At 53.9% G+C, this 21025-nt stretch carries 19 protein-coding genes; 5 read left to right on the top strand and 14 right to left on the bottom strand.

Annotated features, from left to right (window positions below):
- Positions 1–249: 249 nt before the first annotated feature.
- The 7 genes from ACRQ84_RS20815 to ACRQ84_RS20785 form a co-directional block, all read right to left on the bottom strand.
- Positions 250–1086, bottom strand: coding sequence for a metal ABC transporter permease (locus ACRQ84_RS20815; RefSeq protein WP_483818475.1), 837 nt, complete (start codon positions 1084–1086; stop codon positions 250–252).
- Positions 1079–1942, bottom strand: coding sequence for an iron/manganese ABC transporter permease subunit SitC (gene sitC, locus ACRQ84_RS20810; RefSeq protein WP_483818474.1), 864 nt, complete (start codon positions 1940–1942; stop codon positions 1079–1081). The genes ACRQ84_RS20815 and sitC overlap by 8 nt, the downstream gene beginning before the upstream one ends.
- Positions 1926–2732, bottom strand: a complete 807-nt coding sequence (locus ACRQ84_RS20805) for a manganese/iron ABC transporter ATP-binding protein (RefSeq protein ID WP_483818473.1) — start codon at positions 2730–2732, stop codon at positions 1926–1928. The genes sitC and ACRQ84_RS20805 overlap by 17 nt, the downstream gene beginning before the upstream one ends.
- Positions 2729–3607: a metal ABC transporter substrate-binding protein gene (locus ACRQ84_RS20800; protein ID WP_483818515.1), complete on the bottom strand. Its 879-nt coding sequence runs from the start codon at positions 3605–3607 to the stop codon at positions 2729–2731. The genes ACRQ84_RS20805 and ACRQ84_RS20800 overlap by 4 nt, the downstream gene beginning before the upstream one ends.
- A gap of 226 nt (positions 3608–3833) precedes the next feature.
- Positions 3834–4190, bottom strand: a complete 357-nt coding sequence (locus ACRQ84_RS20795) for a cupin domain-containing protein (RefSeq protein WP_483818472.1) — start codon at positions 4188–4190, stop codon at positions 3834–3836.
- A gap of 62 nt (positions 4191–4252) precedes the next feature.
- A complete protein-coding gene (locus tag ACRQ84_RS20790; RefSeq protein WP_483818471.1) occupies positions 4253–5020 on the bottom strand; it encodes an amino acid ABC transporter ATP-binding protein in 768 nt (255 codons plus the stop codon).
- Position 5021: 1 nt separating this feature from the next.
- Complete coding sequence (locus ACRQ84_RS20785; protein WP_064740093.1) at positions 5022–5672, bottom strand: amino acid ABC transporter permease; 651 nt, start codon at positions 5670–5672, stop codon at positions 5022–5024.
- A gap of 264 nt (positions 5673–5936) precedes the next feature.
- On the opposite strand from ACRQ84_RS20785, the gene ACRQ84_RS20780 reads away from it, so the two are divergent.
- From ACRQ84_RS20780 to ACRQ84_RS20770, 3 genes are all read left to right on the top strand, one after another.
- Positions 5937–6686 carry an ABC transporter substrate-binding protein gene (locus ACRQ84_RS20780; RefSeq protein ID WP_064740092.1) on the top strand — a complete coding sequence of 250 codons (750 nt, stop codon included), beginning with the start codon at positions 5937–5939 and terminating at the stop codon, positions 6684–6686.
- Between the two features lie 128 nt (positions 6687–6814).
- Positions 6815–7420 carry a cupin domain-containing protein gene (locus ACRQ84_RS20775; RefSeq protein ID WP_483818470.1) on the top strand — a complete coding sequence of 202 codons (606 nt, stop codon included), beginning with the start codon at positions 6815–6817 and terminating at the stop codon, positions 7418–7420.
- A gap of 35 nt (positions 7421–7455) precedes the next feature.
- Entirely contained in the window at positions 7456–8784 is a 1329-nt protein-coding gene (locus tag ACRQ84_RS20770; RefSeq protein ID WP_483818469.1) for an NAD(P)/FAD-dependent oxidoreductase, read from the top strand.
- Between the two features lie 99 nt (positions 8785–8883).
- Here the strand turns inward: ACRQ84_RS20770 and ACRQ84_RS20765 are convergent, their stop codons facing one another.
- Positions 8884–10170, bottom strand: coding sequence for a methyl-accepting chemotaxis protein (locus ACRQ84_RS20765; protein WP_483818468.1), 1287 nt, complete (start codon positions 10168–10170; stop codon positions 8884–8886).
- Between the two features lie 444 nt (positions 10171–10614).
- On the opposite strand from ACRQ84_RS20765, the gene ACRQ84_RS20760 reads away from it, so the two are divergent.
- Both ACRQ84_RS20760 and ACRQ84_RS20755 read left to right on the top strand, forming a co-directional pair.
- Complete coding sequence (locus tag ACRQ84_RS20760; protein ID WP_483818467.1) at positions 10615–12594, top strand: autotransporter outer membrane beta-barrel domain-containing protein; 1980 nt, start codon at positions 10615–10617, stop codon at positions 12592–12594.
- A gap of 256 nt (positions 12595–12850) precedes the next feature.
- Positions 12851–14710: a hypothetical protein gene (locus tag ACRQ84_RS20755; protein ID WP_483818466.1), complete on the top strand. Its 1860-nt coding sequence runs from the start codon at positions 12851–12853 to the stop codon at positions 14708–14710.
- A 35-nt stretch (positions 14711–14745) separates the two neighbouring features.
- Here ACRQ84_RS20755 and ACRQ84_RS20750 read toward each other — a convergent pair whose 3' ends face one another.
- The 6 genes from ACRQ84_RS20750 to ACRQ84_RS20725 all read right to left on the bottom strand — a co-directional run bounded on the left by ACRQ84_RS20750 (position 14746) and on the right by ACRQ84_RS20725 (position 21011).
- A complete protein-coding gene (locus ACRQ84_RS20750) occupies positions 14746–16017 on the bottom strand; it encodes an OprD family outer membrane porin (RefSeq protein ID WP_483818465.1) in 1272 nt (423 codons plus the stop codon).
- A 29-nt stretch (positions 16018–16046) separates the two neighbouring features.
- On the bottom strand, positions 16047–17435 hold the full coding sequence (locus tag ACRQ84_RS20745) for an FAD-binding oxidoreductase (protein ID WP_483818464.1): 1389 nt from the start codon (positions 17433–17435) through the stop codon (positions 16047–16049).
- Between the two features lie 89 nt (positions 17436–17524).
- Positions 17525–18325, bottom strand: coding sequence for an ABC transporter permease (locus ACRQ84_RS20740; RefSeq protein WP_483818463.1), 801 nt, complete (start codon positions 18323–18325; stop codon positions 17525–17527).
- Positions 18322–19155, bottom strand: coding sequence for an ABC transporter ATP-binding protein (locus ACRQ84_RS20735; protein ID WP_483818462.1), 834 nt, complete (start codon positions 19153–19155; stop codon positions 18322–18324). Before ACRQ84_RS20735 ends, ACRQ84_RS20740 begins: the two co-directional genes overlap by 4 nt.
- Positions 19152–20123, bottom strand: coding sequence for an ABC transporter substrate-binding protein (locus ACRQ84_RS20730; protein ID WP_064740082.1), 972 nt, complete (start codon positions 20121–20123; stop codon positions 19152–19154). The genes ACRQ84_RS20735 and ACRQ84_RS20730 overlap by 4 nt, the downstream gene beginning before the upstream one ends.
- Positions 20124–20132: 9 nt before the next feature.
- A complete protein-coding gene (locus tag ACRQ84_RS20725; RefSeq protein WP_483818461.1) occupies positions 20133–21011 on the bottom strand; it encodes a creatininase family protein in 879 nt (292 codons plus the stop codon).
- Positions 21012–21025: the final 14 nt, after the last annotated feature.

Here is a 21025-nt window from a genome sequence, read left to right as displayed (position 1 = left end):
GTGTCTACTTCATATCGCCGGTGTTGAACTCCCCAGCATGGGCGATATGCAGGCCATAACCGAAGGGCGCAACACGCGCGATGGGGTCGAGAAGACGCTACGCGAACTCGGCTGCGTTTTTCCTCCGTAGCGGCGCAATTTATGGCGCATTGTCTGGGTGGGCACAGAACCCGCACAGACATGCGCGATAAACCGCGCCGCGACAGAGTGTGCAAATCGGTATTGCGCTATTGATGGCGATTGGGATCATCAACCATGCACGTGCTGCGTACGGCGATCTCGCACCGAGACGTACAAAAATGCCAGAACAAACAGTGCGGCGTAAATCACCACAATGGTAGGTCCCGGCGCGCTATCAAGGAAGAACGAGGCATACACGCCGCTGAATCCCGTCACCACCGCAATGCCTATCGCCAGCAACATCACCTGCAGGAAACGACGCGCCAGCAGTAAAGCGATAGCGCCAGGCGCGATCAACATGGAAATCGACAGAATCACGCCCACCGATTTTAGCGCGGCGACAATGGTTAACGAGATCAAACACAGCAAGCCGTAATGCATCAATTTGCCGTTGATGCCGCACGCGCGCGCCTGGTGAGGATCAAACGCATGCAGCAGCAAATCACGCCACTTGATGCCAATCAGCACGCTAACAATTAAAGCGATGGCTGCGGTCTGAATAATATCCGCAAGGCTGATGCCTAACATATCGCCGAATAAGATGTGGTCGAGATGCACTTCAGGCTGCAGTTTCAGGTAGAGCACCAAACCTGCGCCGAACATGCCGGAGAAGACGATGCCCATCACGGTGTCGGGTTTGATGCGGCTGTTCTCACTGATATAGCCGGTAGCGACGGCGCACACCATGCCGGCGATAAACGCGCCAATGGCGTACGGCAAGCCAATTAGCCAGGCGATTACTACGCCAGGAAATACTGCGTGGCTCATCGCATCACCGAGCAATGACCAACCTTTCAGTACCAGAAACGCCGACAGCATCGCGCAAGGCAGCGACAGCACGAGGGTGGTGATCAGCGCCATGTTCATGAATTCGAACTGGAAGGGACTCAATAATAATTCAGCCATTTACGCCGTCCTCCAGGGTCTGACGTGCGCGACGGCGAGCGGCGAGCACGCCATGTTTAGGTGCAAATACAAAAGCCACTAAAAATACCAGCGTTTGCGCCACCACAATCACGCCGCCGGTCGCACCATCAAGAAAGTAGCTGCTCCAGGCGCCGAGGAAACTGGTAACACTGCCGATGGTCACGGCAATCAGCAGCAAGCGCGGAAAACGATCCGTCAGCAAATAGGCGGTCGCGCCAGGCGTCACTACCAGGCAAATCACCATAAACGCCCCAACGGTTTGTAGCGCGGCAACGGTAGAAGCGGAGAGCAGGGTGAAGAACAGGATTTTCAGCCGCAGCGTATTTAATCCCAGCGATCGCGCGTGGCTCTCATCGAAGAACGTCACCATCAAATCTTTCCACTTCAGCAGCAGAATGGTCAGGGTGATAAAGCCAATCGCGCCGAGCTGCCAGATATCGGCGGGTGCAACCGATAAAATATTGCCCAGCACGATAGTCTGAATATTCACCGAGGTGGGATTGAGCGAAACCAGAAACAGGCCGATACCAAAAAACGACGAGAAGATTAGACCGATAATGGCATCTTCCTTTAAGCGCGTTCGTTGATTGAGAAACAGCATGCTGCCCGCCGCCAGGCCGCCGGAGAGGAAAGCGCCGAGCGAAAAGGGCAGGCCAAGCATGTACGCGCCCGCTACGCCGGGCACAATCGAGTGCGACAGCGCATCACCGATCAGTGACCAACCTTTTAGCATGAGGAAGCAGGAGAGAAAGGCGCAGATCGCGCCGACCAGCGCCGCGATCCACATCGCATTCAGCATGTATTGATAGCCGAAGGGTTCAATAATCCACGACATGGTTCTCTCCCCGGTGAGGATTTTTGTCTTTCATCAACTGCATCAACACCGCGTTACGCTCATGCAGCGCGCCATCAAACGTCTGCGCCAGATTATCGGCGGTGAACGTGTCATGCAGCAGGCCGCTGGCCAGCACGGTATTTTTCACCAGCACGCAGCGATCGCAGAAATCGGGGATGGCATTAAGATCGTGGGTGGAAACCAGCATGGTGCGGCCTTCGTCACGCAGTTCTTTCAGCAGGGCGATAATCGCAGCCTCAGTTTTGACGTCCACGCCGGTAAACGGCTCATCCAGCAGGATAATCTGACCACTTTGCGCCAGTGCGCGCGCCAGAAAGACGCGCTTTTTCTGCCCGCCCGACAGTTCGCCAATCTGGCGATGGCGATAGGCGCTCATGCCGACGCGTTCCAGCGCCTGATCAACACTGTGTTTATCGGCGGCACGCGGAATACGCAGCATGCCCATGTAACCATAACGGCCCATCATCACCACATCTTCCACCAGTACCGGAAAGCTCCAGTCCACTTCCTCCGATTGCGGGACATAGGAAACGATATTGTGTTTCAACGCCTTATTTGCCGGCAAACCCGCCAGCGTTACCGCGCCTGAGGCGAGCGGGACAAATCCCATGATCGCTTTGAACAGCGTGGATTTGCCGGAGCCGTTGACGCCAATCAGCGCGGTGATGCTGCCTGCGGGCACGCTAAAAGAGGCTTTGCGCAGCGCAGTGTGGCCGTTGCGGTAGGTCACACCCACATTTTCGACGAGTAATCCTGCGGCTGGGTTCATTTCTGGCCTCCTTCTGTGATGCCTTTCACCACGGTTTCGGTGGTGACGCGCAGCAGATCCAGATAGGTCGGCACCGGACCATTGCCGTTGCTCAGCGAATCAACGTATAACACGCCGCCGTAATGAATACCGGCTTCACGCGCCACTTGCTGAGCGGGTTTAGCAGAAATGGTGCTCTCACTGAAAATCGCGGGAATGTGATGGGCGCGCACCGCATCAATCACTTTACGCACCTGCTGCGGCGTGCCTTGCTGATCGGCGTTAATTGGCCATAAATAGAGTTCTTTCAAAGCAAAATCGCGCGCCAGATAGGAGAAGGCACCTTCACTGGTGACCAACCAGCGTTTATCGGCGGGAAGCTTATCGATAGCAGCACGCATCGGCGCGATGGTTTGCTGAATCTGCGCTTTATAACGCTCGGCGTTGGCCTGATAAACCGCGGCATTGGCGGGATCATACTTCTGCAGCGCATTACGGATGTTATCGACATAAATCAGCGCGTTATCCGGCGACATCCACGCATGCGGATTCGGTTTGCCGTTATAGGGACCTTCGGTAATGCCCATCGGGTCAATGCCTTCTGTCACGGTAATCTGCGGCACATCGTGCAAACGCTGGTAGAAACGGCTGAACCACAGCTCCAGATTAAAGCCGTTTACCAAAATCAGATTGGCGCCCTGCGCCCGACGGATATCGCCAGGTGTGGGTTGGTATTCGTGAATCTCGGCGCCCGTTTTGGTAATTGACGTCACATCTGCCGCATCGCCCGCGACGTTTTTTGCCATATCAGCAATCACCGTAAAAGTGGTCACCACTTTCAGTTTTTCTGCCGCTGACGCCGAAAAGGGCAGCAGCGAGGTCAGTGACATCAACATGACAACTGCAGGCAAAAGGCGTTGAGTGAACATGATCATCTCCAGAGGAATATAGCCAGTGCTATAATATATAGCTGATGCTATTTATATGAGTCATTTTTGTTCACAACGCCAGTGCAAAGACAAAAATTTACGAAACAGGCGGGTCAAAGTCAGGCGGGATTTTGTAGGGTGCGCATTGATGCGCACCGGGCGACATTCGCTATTTTAAAAGGCAGCGCACCCTTCAGCTGGCGTCAAAAATCACATACAGCTTGCGCATGGTGTTTTCAATCACCCAGGTGCCTTCAGTATTGGCTTCAAAGAAGAACGAATCGCCGGGTTTGAAGTTCAGGGTTTCCTCGCCATCTGGCGTAAAAGAGCCGTTGCCATTGAGGAAATGCATGATCTCAGCTTGTTTCACCGAGCGGCGATAGGAACCGACGCCGCATTCGAAGATGCCGGTGTCGATGTCTTCCATACCGGGAATCACTTTTTGTATGCCGGATAATGCAATGCTGCCGGTGCCGGGTAAGCCTGCTACGCTGCCCCAGTTTTCCATGACGTCGATAGCGGCGGGTTGCGTGATTTTTTGGACTTTCATAATTACCCCTAATTAGGAATGATCTTGAGCTAGCGCACGCTACGATGCGTGCAAAGAATATTTTAAATCGCCACTTTACAGCAGGCGCAGGGGGTGGAAACCACATTGCCAAGTACGCGGCGCAGGAAATCCTGGGTGCGCGGTTCTTGCGGTTTGAGCAGAATTTGGTCGGCGGGGCCTTGCTCGACAATCTGTCCGCTGTGCAGGAAACAGACGCGATCGGCGACTTCGCGCGCGAACTGCATTTCGTGTGTGACCACTATCATCGTCATGCCTTCACGTGCCAGATTACGCATTACCTGCAGCACTTCACCCACCAATTCCGGATCGAGCGCCGACGTGGGTTCATCAAATAATATTGCTTTCGGTTGCAGTGCCAGCGTGCGCGCTATTGCCACACGCTGCTGCTGACCACCGGAAAGCTGCGTCGGCCATGCGTTAATCTTCTCCGCAAGGCCGACCATCGCCAGCAGATCTTTAGCTCGCTTTTCTGCCACATGACGCGGTTCGCCGTTGACATGAATCGGGCCTTCCATCACGTTTTCTAACACGCTGCGATGCGGGAAGAGGTTGAAGCGCTGAAACACCATGCCGATCTGGCGGCGCAAATCGTTGATGCTGTTGTGTTTATTATTGACGCGCTGGCCTAGTACCTCGATGTCGCCGCCTTCATAGGTTTCAAGACCGTTAATACAGCGCAAAATGGTCGATTTTCCCGAACCGGAGGGACCAATTAAACAGACCACTTCACCTTCACTCACGCTGAAGCTCACGCCTTTCAGCACTTCGACATGACCAAATCTTTTGTGTACATCACGAATTTCAATCATCTCAGGCTCCTTTGATCTGGCGTTTTTCCAGCTGCTTGGTCAGTGCCAGCAAAGGCAGGCACAGCACGAGATAGAGCAGTGCAACCAGCGTATACACCGTGGTGTTATCGAAGGTAGACGCAGCAATCAGCTGCCCCTGACGTGTCATTTCTGTCACGGCAATGGTGGAGGCCAGCGCAGAATCTTTCAGCATCATCACCAGCGTATTGCTATACGGCGGCAAGGCGACATGAAACGCCTGCGGCAGCACCACGCGGCGCATTGCTTTTGGGAAACTCATGCCCATTGAACGGGCGGCTTCCAGCTGGCCGCGATCCACCGATTCAATGCCGGCGCGGAATATCTCAGCGATATAAGTCGAAAAACAGAAGGCGATACCAATCACGCTGGCTTGAAATGACGACAGCGTGATGCCGATATCGGGGAAGACAAAATAGATATAAAACAACACCACAATCATCGGCAGGCCGCGTGTAATATTAATGACGGTTGCGATGGGCCAGGACACTATTTTCCACGGGCACATCTTCGCCGCGGCAAAAATCAGTCCCAGCGGTGTGCTAATTATCAGGGACAAAATGGTGATGTAAATCGTCATTTCGGCCCCTTTCAACAGGAAGGGCAGATAAACGTGAATACTACTCCAATCCATGATAATCCCCTGTAGATAAATTTCATTATAATGAATATCTCTGTTGATGAATCACTGTCAATCTTTACCCGTCGAACAGAGATAGCTTTTACTTATTCTCGCCATATGAACACGCTATAGGTTAAATAATGCTTGTTATCAAAGGGTTTAATCCTGAAGTGTGAATTCACGCATTCTGATTAAATAAAACATTGACACACACCTGACTAATTTCATTATAGTGAAAATGACGTTCGCCCTTTCCCTTTAATTCAGGAGTGAGTTATGTCTGTTAATCGTTCACGGTTATTATTCGCGTGTCTGGCGGCGGCTTTTAGCCTCAATGCGCAGGCCGCGGCGCTGACCGCCGGTTCACCGCCTTCCAGCGCGCCTACGACGTTTCTCGATACTAAAAGCGGTAAAATTGAAGGTTTTATGCCGGATGTGGCAGCCGAAGTGGCGAAACGCCAGCACCTCGAGATTAATTACACTGCCATCCCATTCTCCACGCTGATTCAATCGGTGATTGCCGGCAAAATTGACATGATTGTCGCGGGCATGACACCCACCGAAGAACGCGCCAGGCGCATTACTTTCTCACAGCCGGTTACCGCTTTTGGCGCGGGATTGGTGGTGCGCGACGACAACAAAAAGACCTATAACTCATGGCAAGATGTGAAAGGTGACATTGTCGGAACGATGGCGGGGACGGATTACACGCAAAGCTTAATGGCCAGCGGTATCGCCAAAGAGGTGAAGGTTTATGACAGTCCAGCGGATATGACGCGAGATTTGTCTCTCGGACGTATTGCGGCCGGCATGAATGATTATCCGATTCTTAAAGCGCAGGAGAAAGCGGGTGGCCTAAAAGGTATGCATGTTATCGACGGTTATAAACCGGAACATGTTTCGCCAATGGCGTTTGGCGTGAAAAAAGGCAACGATCAATTAATGGCGCAAATTAACAGCGCGCTAACCGCGATGAAAGAGGACGGCACGTTGCAAACCATTAAAACTAAATGGGGTATGCCCTAACGCCGCTGCGGCATATTTTGCTGTCTCGAACCCTTTATTTCAGCGATAAACACAGTATCAGGGACATAAACGCGGCGACTACGCTGTGTGAAATTCGATAAAGTTATCCGCTGGAAGGGTAAAAACCGATGAAGAAAGTGAGTATCAGTGACGAAGCAACGGGCGCGCAGGAAGCGGATATTGGATCGCGCCTGAAACGGATTCGCAAGGCGCGCAATATGACCATCACTGATTTGGCGCAGCTGGCAAATGTGTCCGCTGGCGCCATCAGCCAGATCGAGCGCAACCTGACCAATCCAACCGTGCGCGTATTAGAGCAGCTGCGGCTGGTGCTGAAAGTGCCGCTTTCAGCCTTCCTGGAAGAGAAGGAATCAACGCTGCGCGGCGCAGAACACTTCGTGCGTCGCGCGATTGAGCGGCCGCATTTTAATGTCGGCAAGCGCGGAATCTCGAAGGCGATGTTGTCGCCGTCAGGCGATCACGATTTGCAATTTATGTTCATCAATGTGCCGCCGGGCGTGCGTTCCGATGAGATGTTAATGGGCAAGGGCGAAAAGGCCGGATTGGTGATGGAAGGCGAGTTGACGCTGGAGATCGATGGCGACAGTGCCATTGTCACCGCGGGCGACAGCTTCCAGTTCCAGAGCCATTTACCGCACAACATTTTTAACCATAGCGCGAGTGAAGCCAGAGTGTTGTGGATCATGCACATTCCCTCTGAACATCATTTGTGATTTCGTCACCGAAGTGGCGTGCAGGACTTGAGACGATGCGCATAAAAATCAATGCAGTAATAGACAGTGAACGCTTTCCCGAAGCCGTTGATGTGATTGTCATTGGCGGCGGCATTATTGGCACGTCGGTGAGTTACGAGCTGGCAAAACAGGGCGTTTCGGTGGCGTTGTTTGAGAAGGGCGTGATCGGCGGCGAACAATCAGGTCGCAACTGGGGTTGGGTTCGTCAGCAAAATCGCGACCTGTACGAACTGCCGATGGCGATGCGTAGCTTACAGCGCTGGGAGGAGTTGAGTCGCGAAATCGGTCTCGATCTGGGCTTCTCGCGCCAGGGCATTACCTACGGCACGCAGAGCGAAAGCGACCTGGCGCGCTGGGAAGCGTGGGGCAAACAGGCGCAGCAAATTGGTTTCGTCAGCCATTTACTCTCGGCTAAAGAAGCACGCGAACGCATCGGCAACAGCTCGCCGTGGGTGGGCGGCGTGTGGTCGCCCAGCGATGGTCGTGCTGAACCTTCTCTTGCTGCACCGGCGATTGCCACCGGCGCGAAAAATCTTGGCGCGTCAATCCATCAAAATTGCGCGGTGCGCGGCCTGGATGTGTCGGGCGGACGCGTTACCGGCGTCTGGACCGAGCGTGGGCTGGTGAAAGCCAATCGTGTGATCTGCTGTGGCGGCGCGTGGAGCTCACGCTTCTGCAAGCAATACGGCATCGAACTTCCGAGCGCCAATATTCTGGGTACCGCGTTCAAAACCACGGTGGCGCCGGAAGTGATTAAGGGGTGTTTGAGCACCGGTGGATTGTGTATTCGCCGTCGTCAGGATGGCAGCTACACCGTGGCACTTTCTGGACGCGGGCAGATCGATCTCGCGCCGCAAAACATCCGCTACGCCACCAAGTTCTATCCGATGTACCGCAGCAAGATCGCCAAAAAGCTCAAAATGCGCATCAACGGTTCCTTCTTCAACGGCCCAGAAGCAGCGGGTTCGTGGTCCAATCAAGGCGTGTCGCCGTTTGAGAAGATCCGCACCCTCGATCCGGCACCGGATAACGGTATCGTACAGGAAGCCATGCAGGCGCTGGTCAAGCTCTATCCGGAGTTGAACGGTATAAAAGTGGATCATGCGTGGGGCGGCTGGATTGATACCACACCGGATTTGGTGCCGGTGATTGACGAGATGAATAGCCTGCCGGGCTTGTTTATTGCCTCCGGCTTTAGCGGCCACGGTTTTGGCATTGGACCCGGCGCAGGCTTGTTGTGCGCGCAGAGGGTGAATAACAAACCGCTGTTCACCGATATGACGCCGTACAGTCTGGCGCGTTTTGCTAAAGGTCAGGCGATTCGTGAGCCGCAGATGATGTAACGGAAACAGCACGAACGTAGGGTCGTTATTCATGACGACCGTTTCGATGTCCGCATAATGGCGCTGTTCTGGTCGCCATAAATGGCGACCCTACGAAATCTACACATCTAACCGATGAATCACGTTCACAAACTCATGTACGCCGCTATTGATTTCCCGCAGGCTGCGTGACAAGACGCTGATTTTATCCTGCTCGGTCACCACAAACTGCTTCACTTCATTGAGTTGCTGCTGCATTTGCGCAATCAGGCTCGCATTATGTTCCACTACTTGGGTGATCTGCTTAGTGGCGCTGGAGGTGGAAGCCGCCAAACGTCGTACTTCGCCTGCCACCACGCTGAACCCGCGTCCTGCTTCACCGGCACGCGCAGATTCAATTGCCGCATTCAGCGCCAGAATGTTGGTTTGTGAGGCAATCAGGTTAATGGTCTCAACCACTTCGCTAATGCTCCTTGCCGAAGCGTTAAGCTCCGCACCAATCGCCGTTGCCGCATTGACCTGCACCGCCACAAGGCCCGAGTTGCGAATGGTTTCGTCCAGCACCTCATTAGCGTTGTCGGTAATTTGCGAAGTCTCTTCAGATGTGGTCAGCGCGATGTCGGCCACGCGCTTAGCGGCCTCAACGCGCGCGGTGATATCCGAGGCGATTTTGATCACTTTGTAAACTTTGCCATCAGCGTTGTAAACCGGGTTGTAGCTGGCCTCCAACCAGATACGTTCACCGCTGGCGGTTTTACGTTCGAAGCGACCGACAAAGTGCTGACCTTTGGCGATTTTGCGCCAGAAGTCAGGGTTTTCGCGGTAGAAGTTTTCGAAGCAGAAAATACGGTGGTGCTGCCCCACGACGGAGGCCAGCTCATAACCCATGTGCGTCAGGAAATTTTTATTGGCGCTGAGAATTTGGCCGTCCGGCGTAAATTCAATCACGGCCATGGAAAGATCCAGCGCGGTGATGACCGCTTCTTTATGCTCCAGCTCCTGATGACGTTCGGTGATATCCGAAGCCACCTTGATCACTTTGTAAACCTGGCCTTTGTCATCGCTCACCGGGAAATAGGTGGCGCTGAGATAGAAACGTTGGCCTTGCTTATTGAAGCGCTCAAAGATGCCGGTAACCGATTCGCCAGACGCCAGCGTTTGCCAAAAGGCGAGATAGCGGGAAGATTGGCTATGTTGTGGGCTGCAGAAGATGCGGTGATGCTTGCCCTGAATCTCATTGAGCTGGTAGCCGGTAGTGGCAAGGAAGAGGTGATTGGCAGTGAGGATTTCGCCGCTGGGCGAAAACTCAATCCATGCCACATGCTGTTTGATCGCATTGATATCTTTAACCACATCGCCACTTTTATAAAACGGCAAGGAAAGACTCGACTTTTTCACACCAAACATGGGAAGCCTCAGGCGATTGTTGTGCTATTGAACGTAATGCGCACAGCATTATTTTGGTCACACGAAAGCGCGGACCTTTGCTGTTCGCAAGATTCCCCTTCACCGGACACTTGATTGTGTCTCTCTGCGCTTTTGCGCCGCATGGGGGTAATTAATTAAATGACCTGATGTCTGAAACGAACCGGCTAGACAGGGATAAGTCGAGCCATCTTTAGTTATCGGCGGGTTAATTTAAAGGTTTAATTTAAATGCATGTCTTTCATCATGTAAATTTCCTACAGAAATTTTGTTACATAAACTGGCAATAAGCTTCCTTCCTGACTAAACAGTTAAACGTCCTTGATATTTTTCTTACGCATTCCTGAGGCGATGTTGCGGGTTCGCGCGGGCGAGCCTTACCTTTTTGGCCTAACGCTTTAGCTTTGGCCCATCACGGAGTTGATAATGAACAACCACAAATCTGCCCTTTCTGCTGTCGCCCTCGCCACGCTCAGTGCCTTGCTAATGCCCGTTCCCGCGTTGGCCTGGGATAGCCTGACGGTATTTGGCGATAGTCTGAGTGACGGGGGTAACGTAGGCCGTTTCACGTTTGATGGTGCTCAGCATCCGCTATACGATGAGATCCTTGCCGCGCACCTGGGGCAGGATTTGCAGCGTTCCACGCTTGGTGGCAGCAATTATGCGGAAGGCGGCGCAGGTGCAGTGCCGACAATCAATCCCGATTTAAATACTCAGGACCAATTAGCTGAATATCTGCAATCGACCGGCGGGCGTGCTGACAGCAACGGTTTGTACATTCACTGGATCGGCGCTAACGATATCGCAGTGGCGGTCACCAATCCGCTGACCGCCAGTGAAACCATCAGTAACAGCGCCAACGCTGCGGTGGCACAGATAAAAACCTTGTTAGATGCCGGCGCGGGAGCGGTAATCGTCCCAACCGTACCGCAACTTGGTTCAACACCTTATATGATCCAGACGGTGCTGCGCGTGCTGGGAACCGAAGCTACGCCGGCGATGGTGGCGGCGTTTCAGTCACTGGATAGTGTGACAACGCCGGATAAAGCGGCGCGGCAGCAAGCAGTGCAGGATGCGTTCACGCAAGCCGCAGGGGAAATTTCTTCGGTTCCGGCGGTGCGTGATGCGCTGGCGCAACAGCTTTACAGCGCATGGCAGGCGCTTAGCGAGCAAGTTACTGCGCTGTCCGACGGTTACAACCAGCAGGAAGAAGCGGGACTGGCCACCCTAAACGGCAATATCGTGCGCGCGGATATCGCCGGGCTGTTTGATGAAGTGATCGCCAATCCCGGCCAATATGGGTTAACCAACACCATCGGTATTGCTTGTCCCATCGGCACCGCGGCGGATGAGTGCCAGTCCAGCACGCCGGGCTTCTCCACCGCGCAGGATTATCTGTTTGCCGATCGTCTGCATCCCAGCCCCGCCGTACAGGCAATGATCGCCGACTACATTCAGTCCATTCTTGATGCGCCAGCACAGGTCGCTGCGCTCTCGCAATCACCGCTGATGATGGCCCGTGATATGCAAAATACCCTGGATGGGCATTTGCAGCAGCAGCGTCAGCAGCCTGCCAGCAGCGGGAAATTTACCGTATTTGGGGGATATGCCGGTCAGCATGTTGATTATCAGGGCGATAGCTGGAGCAATGGCGATGCCAACAGCGCCAACCTAACGCTGGGTATCGGTTATCAAATCACAGATAACTGGCAAACCGGCGTGCTGTTTTCCAACAGCAACCAACGCCAGAAACCGTCTTCGGACTACGACTACAAGCTACGCGGTAACCTGGTGGCGTTGTATAGCCAGCTCACGGTGTTGGATCAGGGCTGGATCAACGCCGATCTGCATTATGCCGATGTCGATTTCGACAGCATTGAGCGTGATATCCATATCGGCCCCGCTCAGCGTACCGAGCAGGGCAGCACCAGCGGTAAACTGCTCGGCATGCGCGTGCAAACCGGCTGGACGCTACCGCTTAGCGAAAATCTGAGCACCGGTCCAGTGGCCAGTTATGCGCTGGATTACGGACGCGTCGGCGGTTACAGCGAAAACAGCAACAGCAGCACCGCGATGCGCTACTCCGATCAAACCACCCATTCGCAGATTGGATCGCTCGGTTGGCGCATCGACAGCAAACAGTGGATCGTTAATCCGTGGGCGCAGGTGAGCTACAACCACCAGTTCGGCGATACCGATTCCACCGTGCGCGCCGGATTAAAATCGACCCGCACTTCCTTTGAGCGCAGCGTCGAAGCGCGCGATAAAAACTGGCTCGACGTCTCGGTGGGTGCCAACGTGCCGTTGGGCGAAACGGTGAATGCCTTTGCCGGGGTTTCAACCGTTGGGGGGAACAGCGATTATCATCAGGTGAGCTGGAATGTGGGGTTAAACGCCACGTTCTAACCATTAAGGCCGGTAACCGTTAGTTACTGGCCTTTTTTCTTTTTCGGCCCGCTTGAATGAATAAATCACCTGAGATAATTCCGTAAATTTTTGCTCTGCCGCTGCGCTTTTTATCACTAATCATGACGTTGCGATGAGGCTGTTGTCTGGCGTGTTCAAAACGCCGTTGTTACGCCCGGCACTTAACAACACATTAATTTTCAGTTACTTATAATACATGGGGCAGTTACTTTCTCTTATCATTTAGGGGCACCCCATGGCGAATGCGTCAGGCAGTTCGAATACCACATCACAGAATGCCGTCACGGCGGCAGCGGCTGTAATACAGGTTCACGATGTTGCCGAGCTAAAAGCGACAGAGCCCACGGCGGTTGGCGAACTTGCCACGGTACTGGAATATAAGCGCGGAACAAAGAGTGGCGGTGGCGTCTTCGTATACGATGCAACCGACTCAACCAGCGTCGATGACGGTGGTTTAATTATTGTTACGGCGGGTAAGAAGCGCTGGAAGCGCGTGATACTGGATTATAACTCGGTCACGGTATTGGATTTTGGCGCAGTACCAGACGGTAAAACAGACTGCATTGAAGCGGTAAAGCGCATGTTTGCCTGGTCCCAACGTGTACTGCCGTCCGCGGGAATCCGCTTTACCGCTGGCGTATTCAGCATGTCCACGTTTGACATCTCGGATAAAGAAATTAACCGCTTTAAGGTCGCAGGGGCATCGGTTAACTTTGGCTATTTCCCGACCACGACGTTGCTCTTCAACTGGGAGACAAAACCACGCGGCTTGCACTTCTTCAAAGTGAATGCGCGTTATGCGGAACTCTCTGGCTTTGTGGTGAAGGGGATGAGCTCCAACAGCGGCGAGGATGGTGGTACCGCATTCAATCAGGTGGGCTTCTTCGCCAATATCATTTCCGGCGGCCAGTTCTTACGCGTCAGCAGTATGGAGTTCCGTTACCTTGGTGGACGCGCACTCGATCTGGTCGATACGCTGGATTGCAAAATTGACCAGTTCTATTCCCGTGGCTGTCAGGACAGCATTGTTTACGCGCGCTGGTCCGATCAAGCGCGAGGCGCATGGGATCACTCCACGGCCATTGAGCTATCGAATTTCAACTTACAAGGCGGTACGAAAAAGCCGGTACTTGATTTGCCACGCTGCACGCAATCTTTTATTCGCAACGGTTGGATCGAGCATTCTGAATTTGCCGGCGATCTTACTAATGGCCAGTGGGTCATTGAAGGTTTAGCCATCGAATCCACCACCCATCCTCTTAAGCTGGGCTATTGTCGCGCGACCATTATTCAGAAAAGCATTCACAACGAAAGCGCTGGATTTGATTACAGCACCGAAGGGATTGAGCCGTGGACGTTACTGGCGGAAGGCGATCGCGGCGTGCTGGAATTATCAGATTGGGGGGCGATCATTCAGGGCTCGCTGAATTATGACGTCATCACCTCACAGCACCATATGGATAACCGCACGGCGGCGAATAAGTGGTTTTATGTCGGTGAATTTAACTTTTCTGATGCGACGTCGCAAATTCATGTCCGCGTGCTCGGTACTGCACAATATCTTTCCCAGTCCGAAACCCAAACTGACTTCAGTAATCGCACGCCTGAAGGCGTGGCGAATATCTATTTACAGGCGCGCGATGGCGCAGATTCTATCGGTAGCTGGCACAGTGAAGGTTCCAGTCCCGTGGTTAAAGTGCATATTTCAGGCAACGGTGCCAGAACCAAGCTGTATGTGAAAATCGCCGCGTATACCGGTTTCTCCATTGCACTGGTGGAAACCAATGGCAAAGACCGTTATCGCGCGGGGCTGTGTTTTATCTTCCGTAAAAGCTTTACCGCCTGTACTGCTGAAGAGAGTGCCACGCTGGATGCCGCGAAAATTGTCGCCTTTGAACAGCACTGGATTGGCAACAAAGAGGTTGGTTTCGGTTACAACAACAATAAAGAATTGTTATTGCGTGGAACCGTCATTAAGGGAGAAACCGAAGAATATGAACCAGGTAAGTTTCGTACCCGCCGTTATTTAAAAGTGCGGGTCAATAGCGAGGAGTGGAGCATTCCACTTAACGATCCGGTTAAGCCTTATCTCTAATTAAAAGCCAGCAACTGAGGTTGCTGGCTCTTCAATTAAAAATCGTACTGCAGACTTAATCGGTTTTGCCAGAAGCTCGAATCATACAACGGTGAGGTTTGTACTCCGGCGAAATCGGTCAAACTTAACCCTTTCAATACGCCGCTGAATGCCCAGGTGAAATAGACCAAATATTCCGACTGATTGATGCTGTTTGAAGCCGCGGAGGGTTTGAGATCCATAAAGGAATACTGCGTTCCGAGCGACAAATTCTCATTGAGCACGTAATTCAGATTAGTGGAATACGCGTTACCGCTGCCCAAATCCTGGGTGCTGGTGAAGAAGGGTTGCGCGAAATAGGGACCCGACGAGCTGTTATGCGCATAGGGCACCACCAGCGACCCGTTACCCCAGCTGTTGGCGCTGGCGGCGATGTGATCATAACCAAGCTTCCAACTCAGCGCTGGCGTGAAGGTTAGCGCCAACTGCGCACCGTAAGACGTGCTGTTCACTTCACCCGCCAGCGCTTTGCCGTCGCTGGTGCCGCGAATAAATTGCAATCCCACATTCGGCTGGAACAGTGTGTCCTGCCACTGCAGATGACTTTCGCCATACACCACGCGCGAATAATCGGCATACTCCTGATACCACAACTGACCAGTAAGGTTTTTGCCGTCCCACTGCGTGCCGCGCCCGCCACCAATCGCCCACATGCCATTGGTGCGTTCATCAATATCGCTATAGGCGGTGGTATTCAGGAACTGATCGTCGCCCCAGGGTTTATAGCGCCACACTTTCGTGGCGTGCAGATAATTGGTGCTGTCACCGTAATTCATATCTACGCCACGGAACAAAATGGGCGTAATACGCCAGTCGTAATCGCCAACGAAGGGAATATTAATGCGTTGATCGCCAGCGGTAATTTTAAAATCATCCTGCTGCCAGCTTAAATACGCTTCACCGACGTTGGTTTGATTGTCACCGATGTCGCTGATGGTATGCGCTTCATCAGGATGATCGATGCCGCGCAGAAATATGCCACTGACGCCAGCGCGAAAACCCCATAGCGGTGCGGTTTCGTATTTCAGGCTGCCGCCATAGCTGGTGGTATCCTGATTAAACCCTTTGGCAAAATAAGCGTTATGTGTGGAGTAATAAAGCGTACGTAAACTGCCGCTTACTGTGCCGCAGGTGAAAATATCACTGAAGCTATTTACGCCGCTGGCATCGTACTGACAATCACTGATGTTGCTCTGTGTGGCCGCCATTACAGCCGGCGCCAGAGGGAAAAACAGCGCAGCCAGTCCGACACATTTACGTGTTTTCATTTGCACATCCCTAATTAGACATTAAAAGATTAATTCACGCCCGGAATATACACATCCGGTAAAGAGTCACGCACTTCCCAGCCGCGTAATTTGCCGGGATTTAATAAATTATACGGATCGCAGGCACGTTTCATTGCCACCACATCCGCACGCACCATGCCTTGCTTGCCATCTTCAATATGAATAACGTGCGGATTATTTATTTTTACCCCGTTAGCGCGGTAAATATCCATAATGGCGTTTAAACGATCTTCGTCGCTATAACGCACCAGCGGCAAGCCGCTACAGGTAATTGTGCCGTTCATGTCGCGTAAAAACTCAATGTGCGACATTACTTCATCGGATAATTGAGCTGCCAGCGTTATGGCCTGTTGCTGATAGTTATCTGCTGCATACGCCGTTTGCAGGTAAGTCAGCGTTTTATCGGTTTTAAGCGCCTGCAGCGTGGTGTGGTTCCAGCAATATTCGATCAGTGAATGGCCGCTATTTTCACCTTCGGCAAAATGCAGCGCATTGCGACCTGCATGTTGTGCCAACAGCGCAGGTAACAACCCATCGCTTTCGCTGCCGACCAGCGAAATCACGCCGTGTTTACCCGCGACATCGGCATCCGCCAGATCGGTGAAGTAATCGAGCACTGGCGCAGCAAACACGGCGATTTGACGTTTTACCATGCCTGGTGAACGCGCCAGCGCATCGGCGAATGCCATTGCCGCCGGAAAGTCAGCGAACAGGTCGAGACGCTCGATCCAATCGTGACATGGCGCCAGCGCCAGTTCGATCTCCAGGACGATGCCGTTGCTGCCGTAAGCGTGATGCAGCAGCAGCGCGTCGGGTGCTTGCAGAGTGATAATGCGCGGCGTCTCTTCCATGGTCATCAAACGCACTGACAACACGTTGCCCGGCGCGGCCAGCGGACCGTAGTTAATGGAACCCACGCCGCCAAAACCGCCGCCAAACAGTCCGCCGAGCGTCGCCAGTTTCCAGGTGGACGGCATGCAGCGCAGCTCCCAGCCAAGTGGACGCGTATGCGCTTCCAACTCGCCGAGACGAATGCCTGCCTGCGCACGCACTGTGCCGTGGCCGACGGCAGTAACCGCATTGAGACGCGTCATATCAACCATCAAACCACCGTTCAGCGGAATCAGCTGACCATAATTGCCGGTGCCGCCTCCGCGCAGGTTGAGCGGTACGCGCTGTGTTGTGCAAGCCGCGACGATCCGTGCCAACTCCTGTTCGTCACGCGGTCGCACCGCCAGTTCGGCAAATTTCTCTTCCAGCTGCGGTTTTAGCACCGGGCTGAACCAGTGGAAATCGCGCGACAGGCGTTTGACCTTCGGCGCTTCTTTAATCCAGTCGAGTTCAGGCAACGCCGCGACCAGCGCCGCCAGTGCAGACTGGCGATCGGAATCAGACATGTTTATTTCCTGTGTAAAAAGGTTTTCCGTAGGGTCGCCATTTATGGCGACCTGGTAAGAAGGTCGCCATAAATGGCGACGTTACGATGTTAACTGGGGCTCATTTCACTCTCATGCCATGCCGCCAGTACATGGCGCGTAATCCATGACATCAGTGCAAACAGCAGGAAACCAGCCAGTGAAATCAGCAGCAGCGCGGCAAACATCAGTGGAATGTTGAGTTGGTAACCGGCCTGCAAAATTTGGTAGGCCAGCCCGGTATCGGTACCGCCGGTGCCGGCGACAAACTCTGCCACCACTGCGCCAATCAGCGATAAGCCACTGGAAATGCGCAGTGCGCCGAAGAAGTACGGCAGCGCCGAAGGAATACGCAGGCGCAAGAGAATCTGCAGGCGTGAAGCATGATTGAGGCGAAAATAGCTCAACAATCCCGGTGATACGCTACGCAGACCTTGCGTGGTATTGGAAATGATTGGAAACACGGCCATTAAGGTTGCGCACACCACCAACGATAGCGTGGTGTCTTTCACCCAGATGATGATTAACGGCGCGATAGCGACAATCGGCGTGACCTGCAAAAACACGATGTAAGGGAACAGGGCGGTTTCAATAAAGCGGTTTTGCACCAGCAGAAACGCCACGATCGAGCCGATCACAATCGCCACTGCGAAGGAAATCACGGTGATCTTCAAGGTATAGAGCAGTGACATAAACAGCGTCGGGAAATTCTGCACCAGACTTTGTGCTACCACTAACGGAGATGGCACCAGAAACACCGGCACCTTGAAGGTGGTGACCAGAAACTGCCACAGCAGCAGCATGGCGACCGCGACGATGGCCGGGAATAGCCATTGCTGAAATTGACGATGGGCGGCTAACGGTTTCATCATTGACTCTCCTTGCTCGCCGCCAACAGGCCGCGTTGCAGCTGTTGCGCATAGTGGGTGAAGTGCTGGCTGACGCGGAACTCATCGTCGCGCGGCACGCTGGTTTCAATGCGGATGTCATCCACCACGCGACCAGGACGCGCCGCCATCATGATCACGCGCTGCGACAGGAACACCGCTTCCTGAATTGAGTGGGTGACAAACACCACCGTCAGCTTCTGCTCCTGCCACAAATCCAGCAGATCGCTGTCCAGCTTGTTGCGGGTGATTTCGTCCAGCGCGCCAAACGGCTCATCCATCAGCAGCACTTTGGGGCGCGTGACCAGACCGCGCGCTATGGAGACGCGCATCTGCATACCGCCAGAAAGCTCGCGTGGTAGCACGTGACCAAACTGGCCGAGGCCGACCAGGTCGAGGATCTCGCGCACGCGGGTATCGGCTTCGGCACGCGGCACGCCTGCTAAATCGAGCGGTAGACGTACATTTTTGTGCACGTTGCTCCACGGCATGAGCGTCGCTTCCTGAAACACGAACGACAGCGGCAGATCGCGTTGATTTTCACGACGATCGCGGCGGAACAGCATGAGTTTGCCGTCGGTGGGCTCAATCAGCCCGGCGATCATTTTCAACAGGGTACTTTTGCCGCAGCCGGACGGGCCGAGCAGCGAGACAAATTCCCCCTGACGAATCGTCAGATCGACCGGCAGCAGCGCGCGCGTGCCGTTAGGATAGATTTTCTCGGCTGACAGCACCTCAATCGCCGGTGGCGCCGCTGAACGCGGCACCGCTTGCGCATCGGGATTGAGCAGCGTCAGATGGCTGGCGGTATTCATGGTAATACCTTGACGTCTTGGATGAATTTCAGCGTATAGCTGCCGTCAAACGGCACTTTGGCCGGATCGATCAGCTTGGTATCGACCAGCAGTTGCCAGGTTTGCTTAAGGCGTGCTTCGGTCATGATGCCAATGCCACCGGTTTGCGCATCCCCGCCGGTCAGCATCTGGTATTTCTTCATCTGTGCAATACCGAAGGCGATCTGTTCATCGCTCATCTGCGGGTTCTCTTTCTTAATCAGCACGTTGCCGGCGCTGGGATCCTGAAGATAGTTCTTCCAGCCTTGCATTGAGGCTTTCACAAACGCGGCCACCACGTCCGGACGCTGCTCGATGGTCGATTTCATGCAGACGATGCTGTTGCCGTACGGCGGATAGCCCCAATCGCTGATCGGATACACATTGGCCTGCGCATTGGCTTTCTGCACCGCAAACGGTTCGGAGGTGATATAGCCTTGCTGCACCAGCGTTTTGTCGGCGAGGAACGGCTGAATGCTGAAGGTATACGGCCGCACCCGCGCATTTTTCAGGTTTAACGCGCTCTGCGCCCATGGCCAATATGAGGTGTAGGCTTCGGCGGCCAGCAGGAAGGTTTTGCCTTGCAGATCAGCCTGATTTTTTACATCCGGATGGGTGAGAAAGGCAATCGCCGAGTGCTGGAAAGTGGTAGCGACCGGCATCGCCTGCACGCCTTGCTGCCAGATTTCCAGCGCCTGCATGTTATCGCTGATGATGCAGTCGGCCTGACCCGCGGCCATCAACTGCATGGTATGCACCTGCGGGCCGCCCATTTTAATGGTGACGTCGAGGCCGGCATCACGATACAGATTTTGCGCCTGCGCCTGGTAGAATCCGCCGTGTTCCGCCTGCGCATACCAGTTGGTCATAAAGGTGAATTTCTCAGCCGCCATGCTCGGGGCTGACAGGGCCAGCGCAAGCGCGGCAGCAATGCTCAATGTTTTTTTCATCAATATTCCCTAGCGCGGTTGTAAAAAGGCGGCTGCGTCATTGTGGTCTAATACTTTGCCTTGCCACTGGCCGGTGCCCCACGCCGGTTCGGCGCGTGTCACCCATGTCATTTGATGCACTTCGGTGATCACGTTTGCCCAGCTTTCAGCCAGCGAATCGAGGATTGCCGCACCTTGCTCGGGGGTAGAAGGCAGCGGATCGCCAATGACGCCGCTCGGGCCGAAATCGTACGACGCCCACGCGGCCATCGGCTTGTTAGCAGAAAGCGTCGGGCAGGGGAATGCCGGCGGATAGTTGGCCACCGCTTTGTCCATTTGCACTGTATCGGGCGCCAGCGCCAGCATCAGCGCGGTTTCTGCGTGACCGGCATGCATCGCCATCTGACGCTCTTTGTCGTCCATAAAGCTTTCGGCGCAGTTGGGGACTTTGAAGGTGTCTTGCATGATGATAATCATGTCGCCGTGGCGCAGACGCAGTTCGCGCGCCGCCATCTGCAATGGCTGCGGCTGACCGCCATGGCCGTTAACCATCAGAAATTTGCGGAAACCGGCGCGATAGAGTGATTCCCCAATCTCCAGAATGGTGTGCAGCAGGGTTTCGCCGGTCAGCGTCAGCGTGCCGGGAAAATGCAGATGCTCATCAGATTTGCCGTAGGTGATCGGTGGAATCGCGTAAGCCGGGATTTCAGCGGGTAAGCGCGCCAGCGCGTGACCGACCACGCCGGAAGAGATTACGCTGTCGACCGCACACGGCAGATGCGGGCCATGCTGCTCAATCGCGCCGGTCGGCAACACGATCACAGTGTTGGCTTTATTTTCCAGCGTGGCGATGTCAGTCCAGCTTAGGTACGGCAAAAAGCGGTTTGCCGGAATATAACCATGCAACATTTCAACTCCTCGTG

It is taken from the genome of Pantoea sp. E2023-21 (assembly GCF_051302795.1).
Classification (GTDB): domain Bacteria; phylum Pseudomonadota; class Gammaproteobacteria; order Enterobacterales; family Enterobacteriaceae; genus Pantoea; species Pantoea ludwigii_A.
The sequence above is the reverse complement of the archived record's forward strand: the minus strand, read 5'-3'. Positions and strand labels throughout refer to the sequence as shown.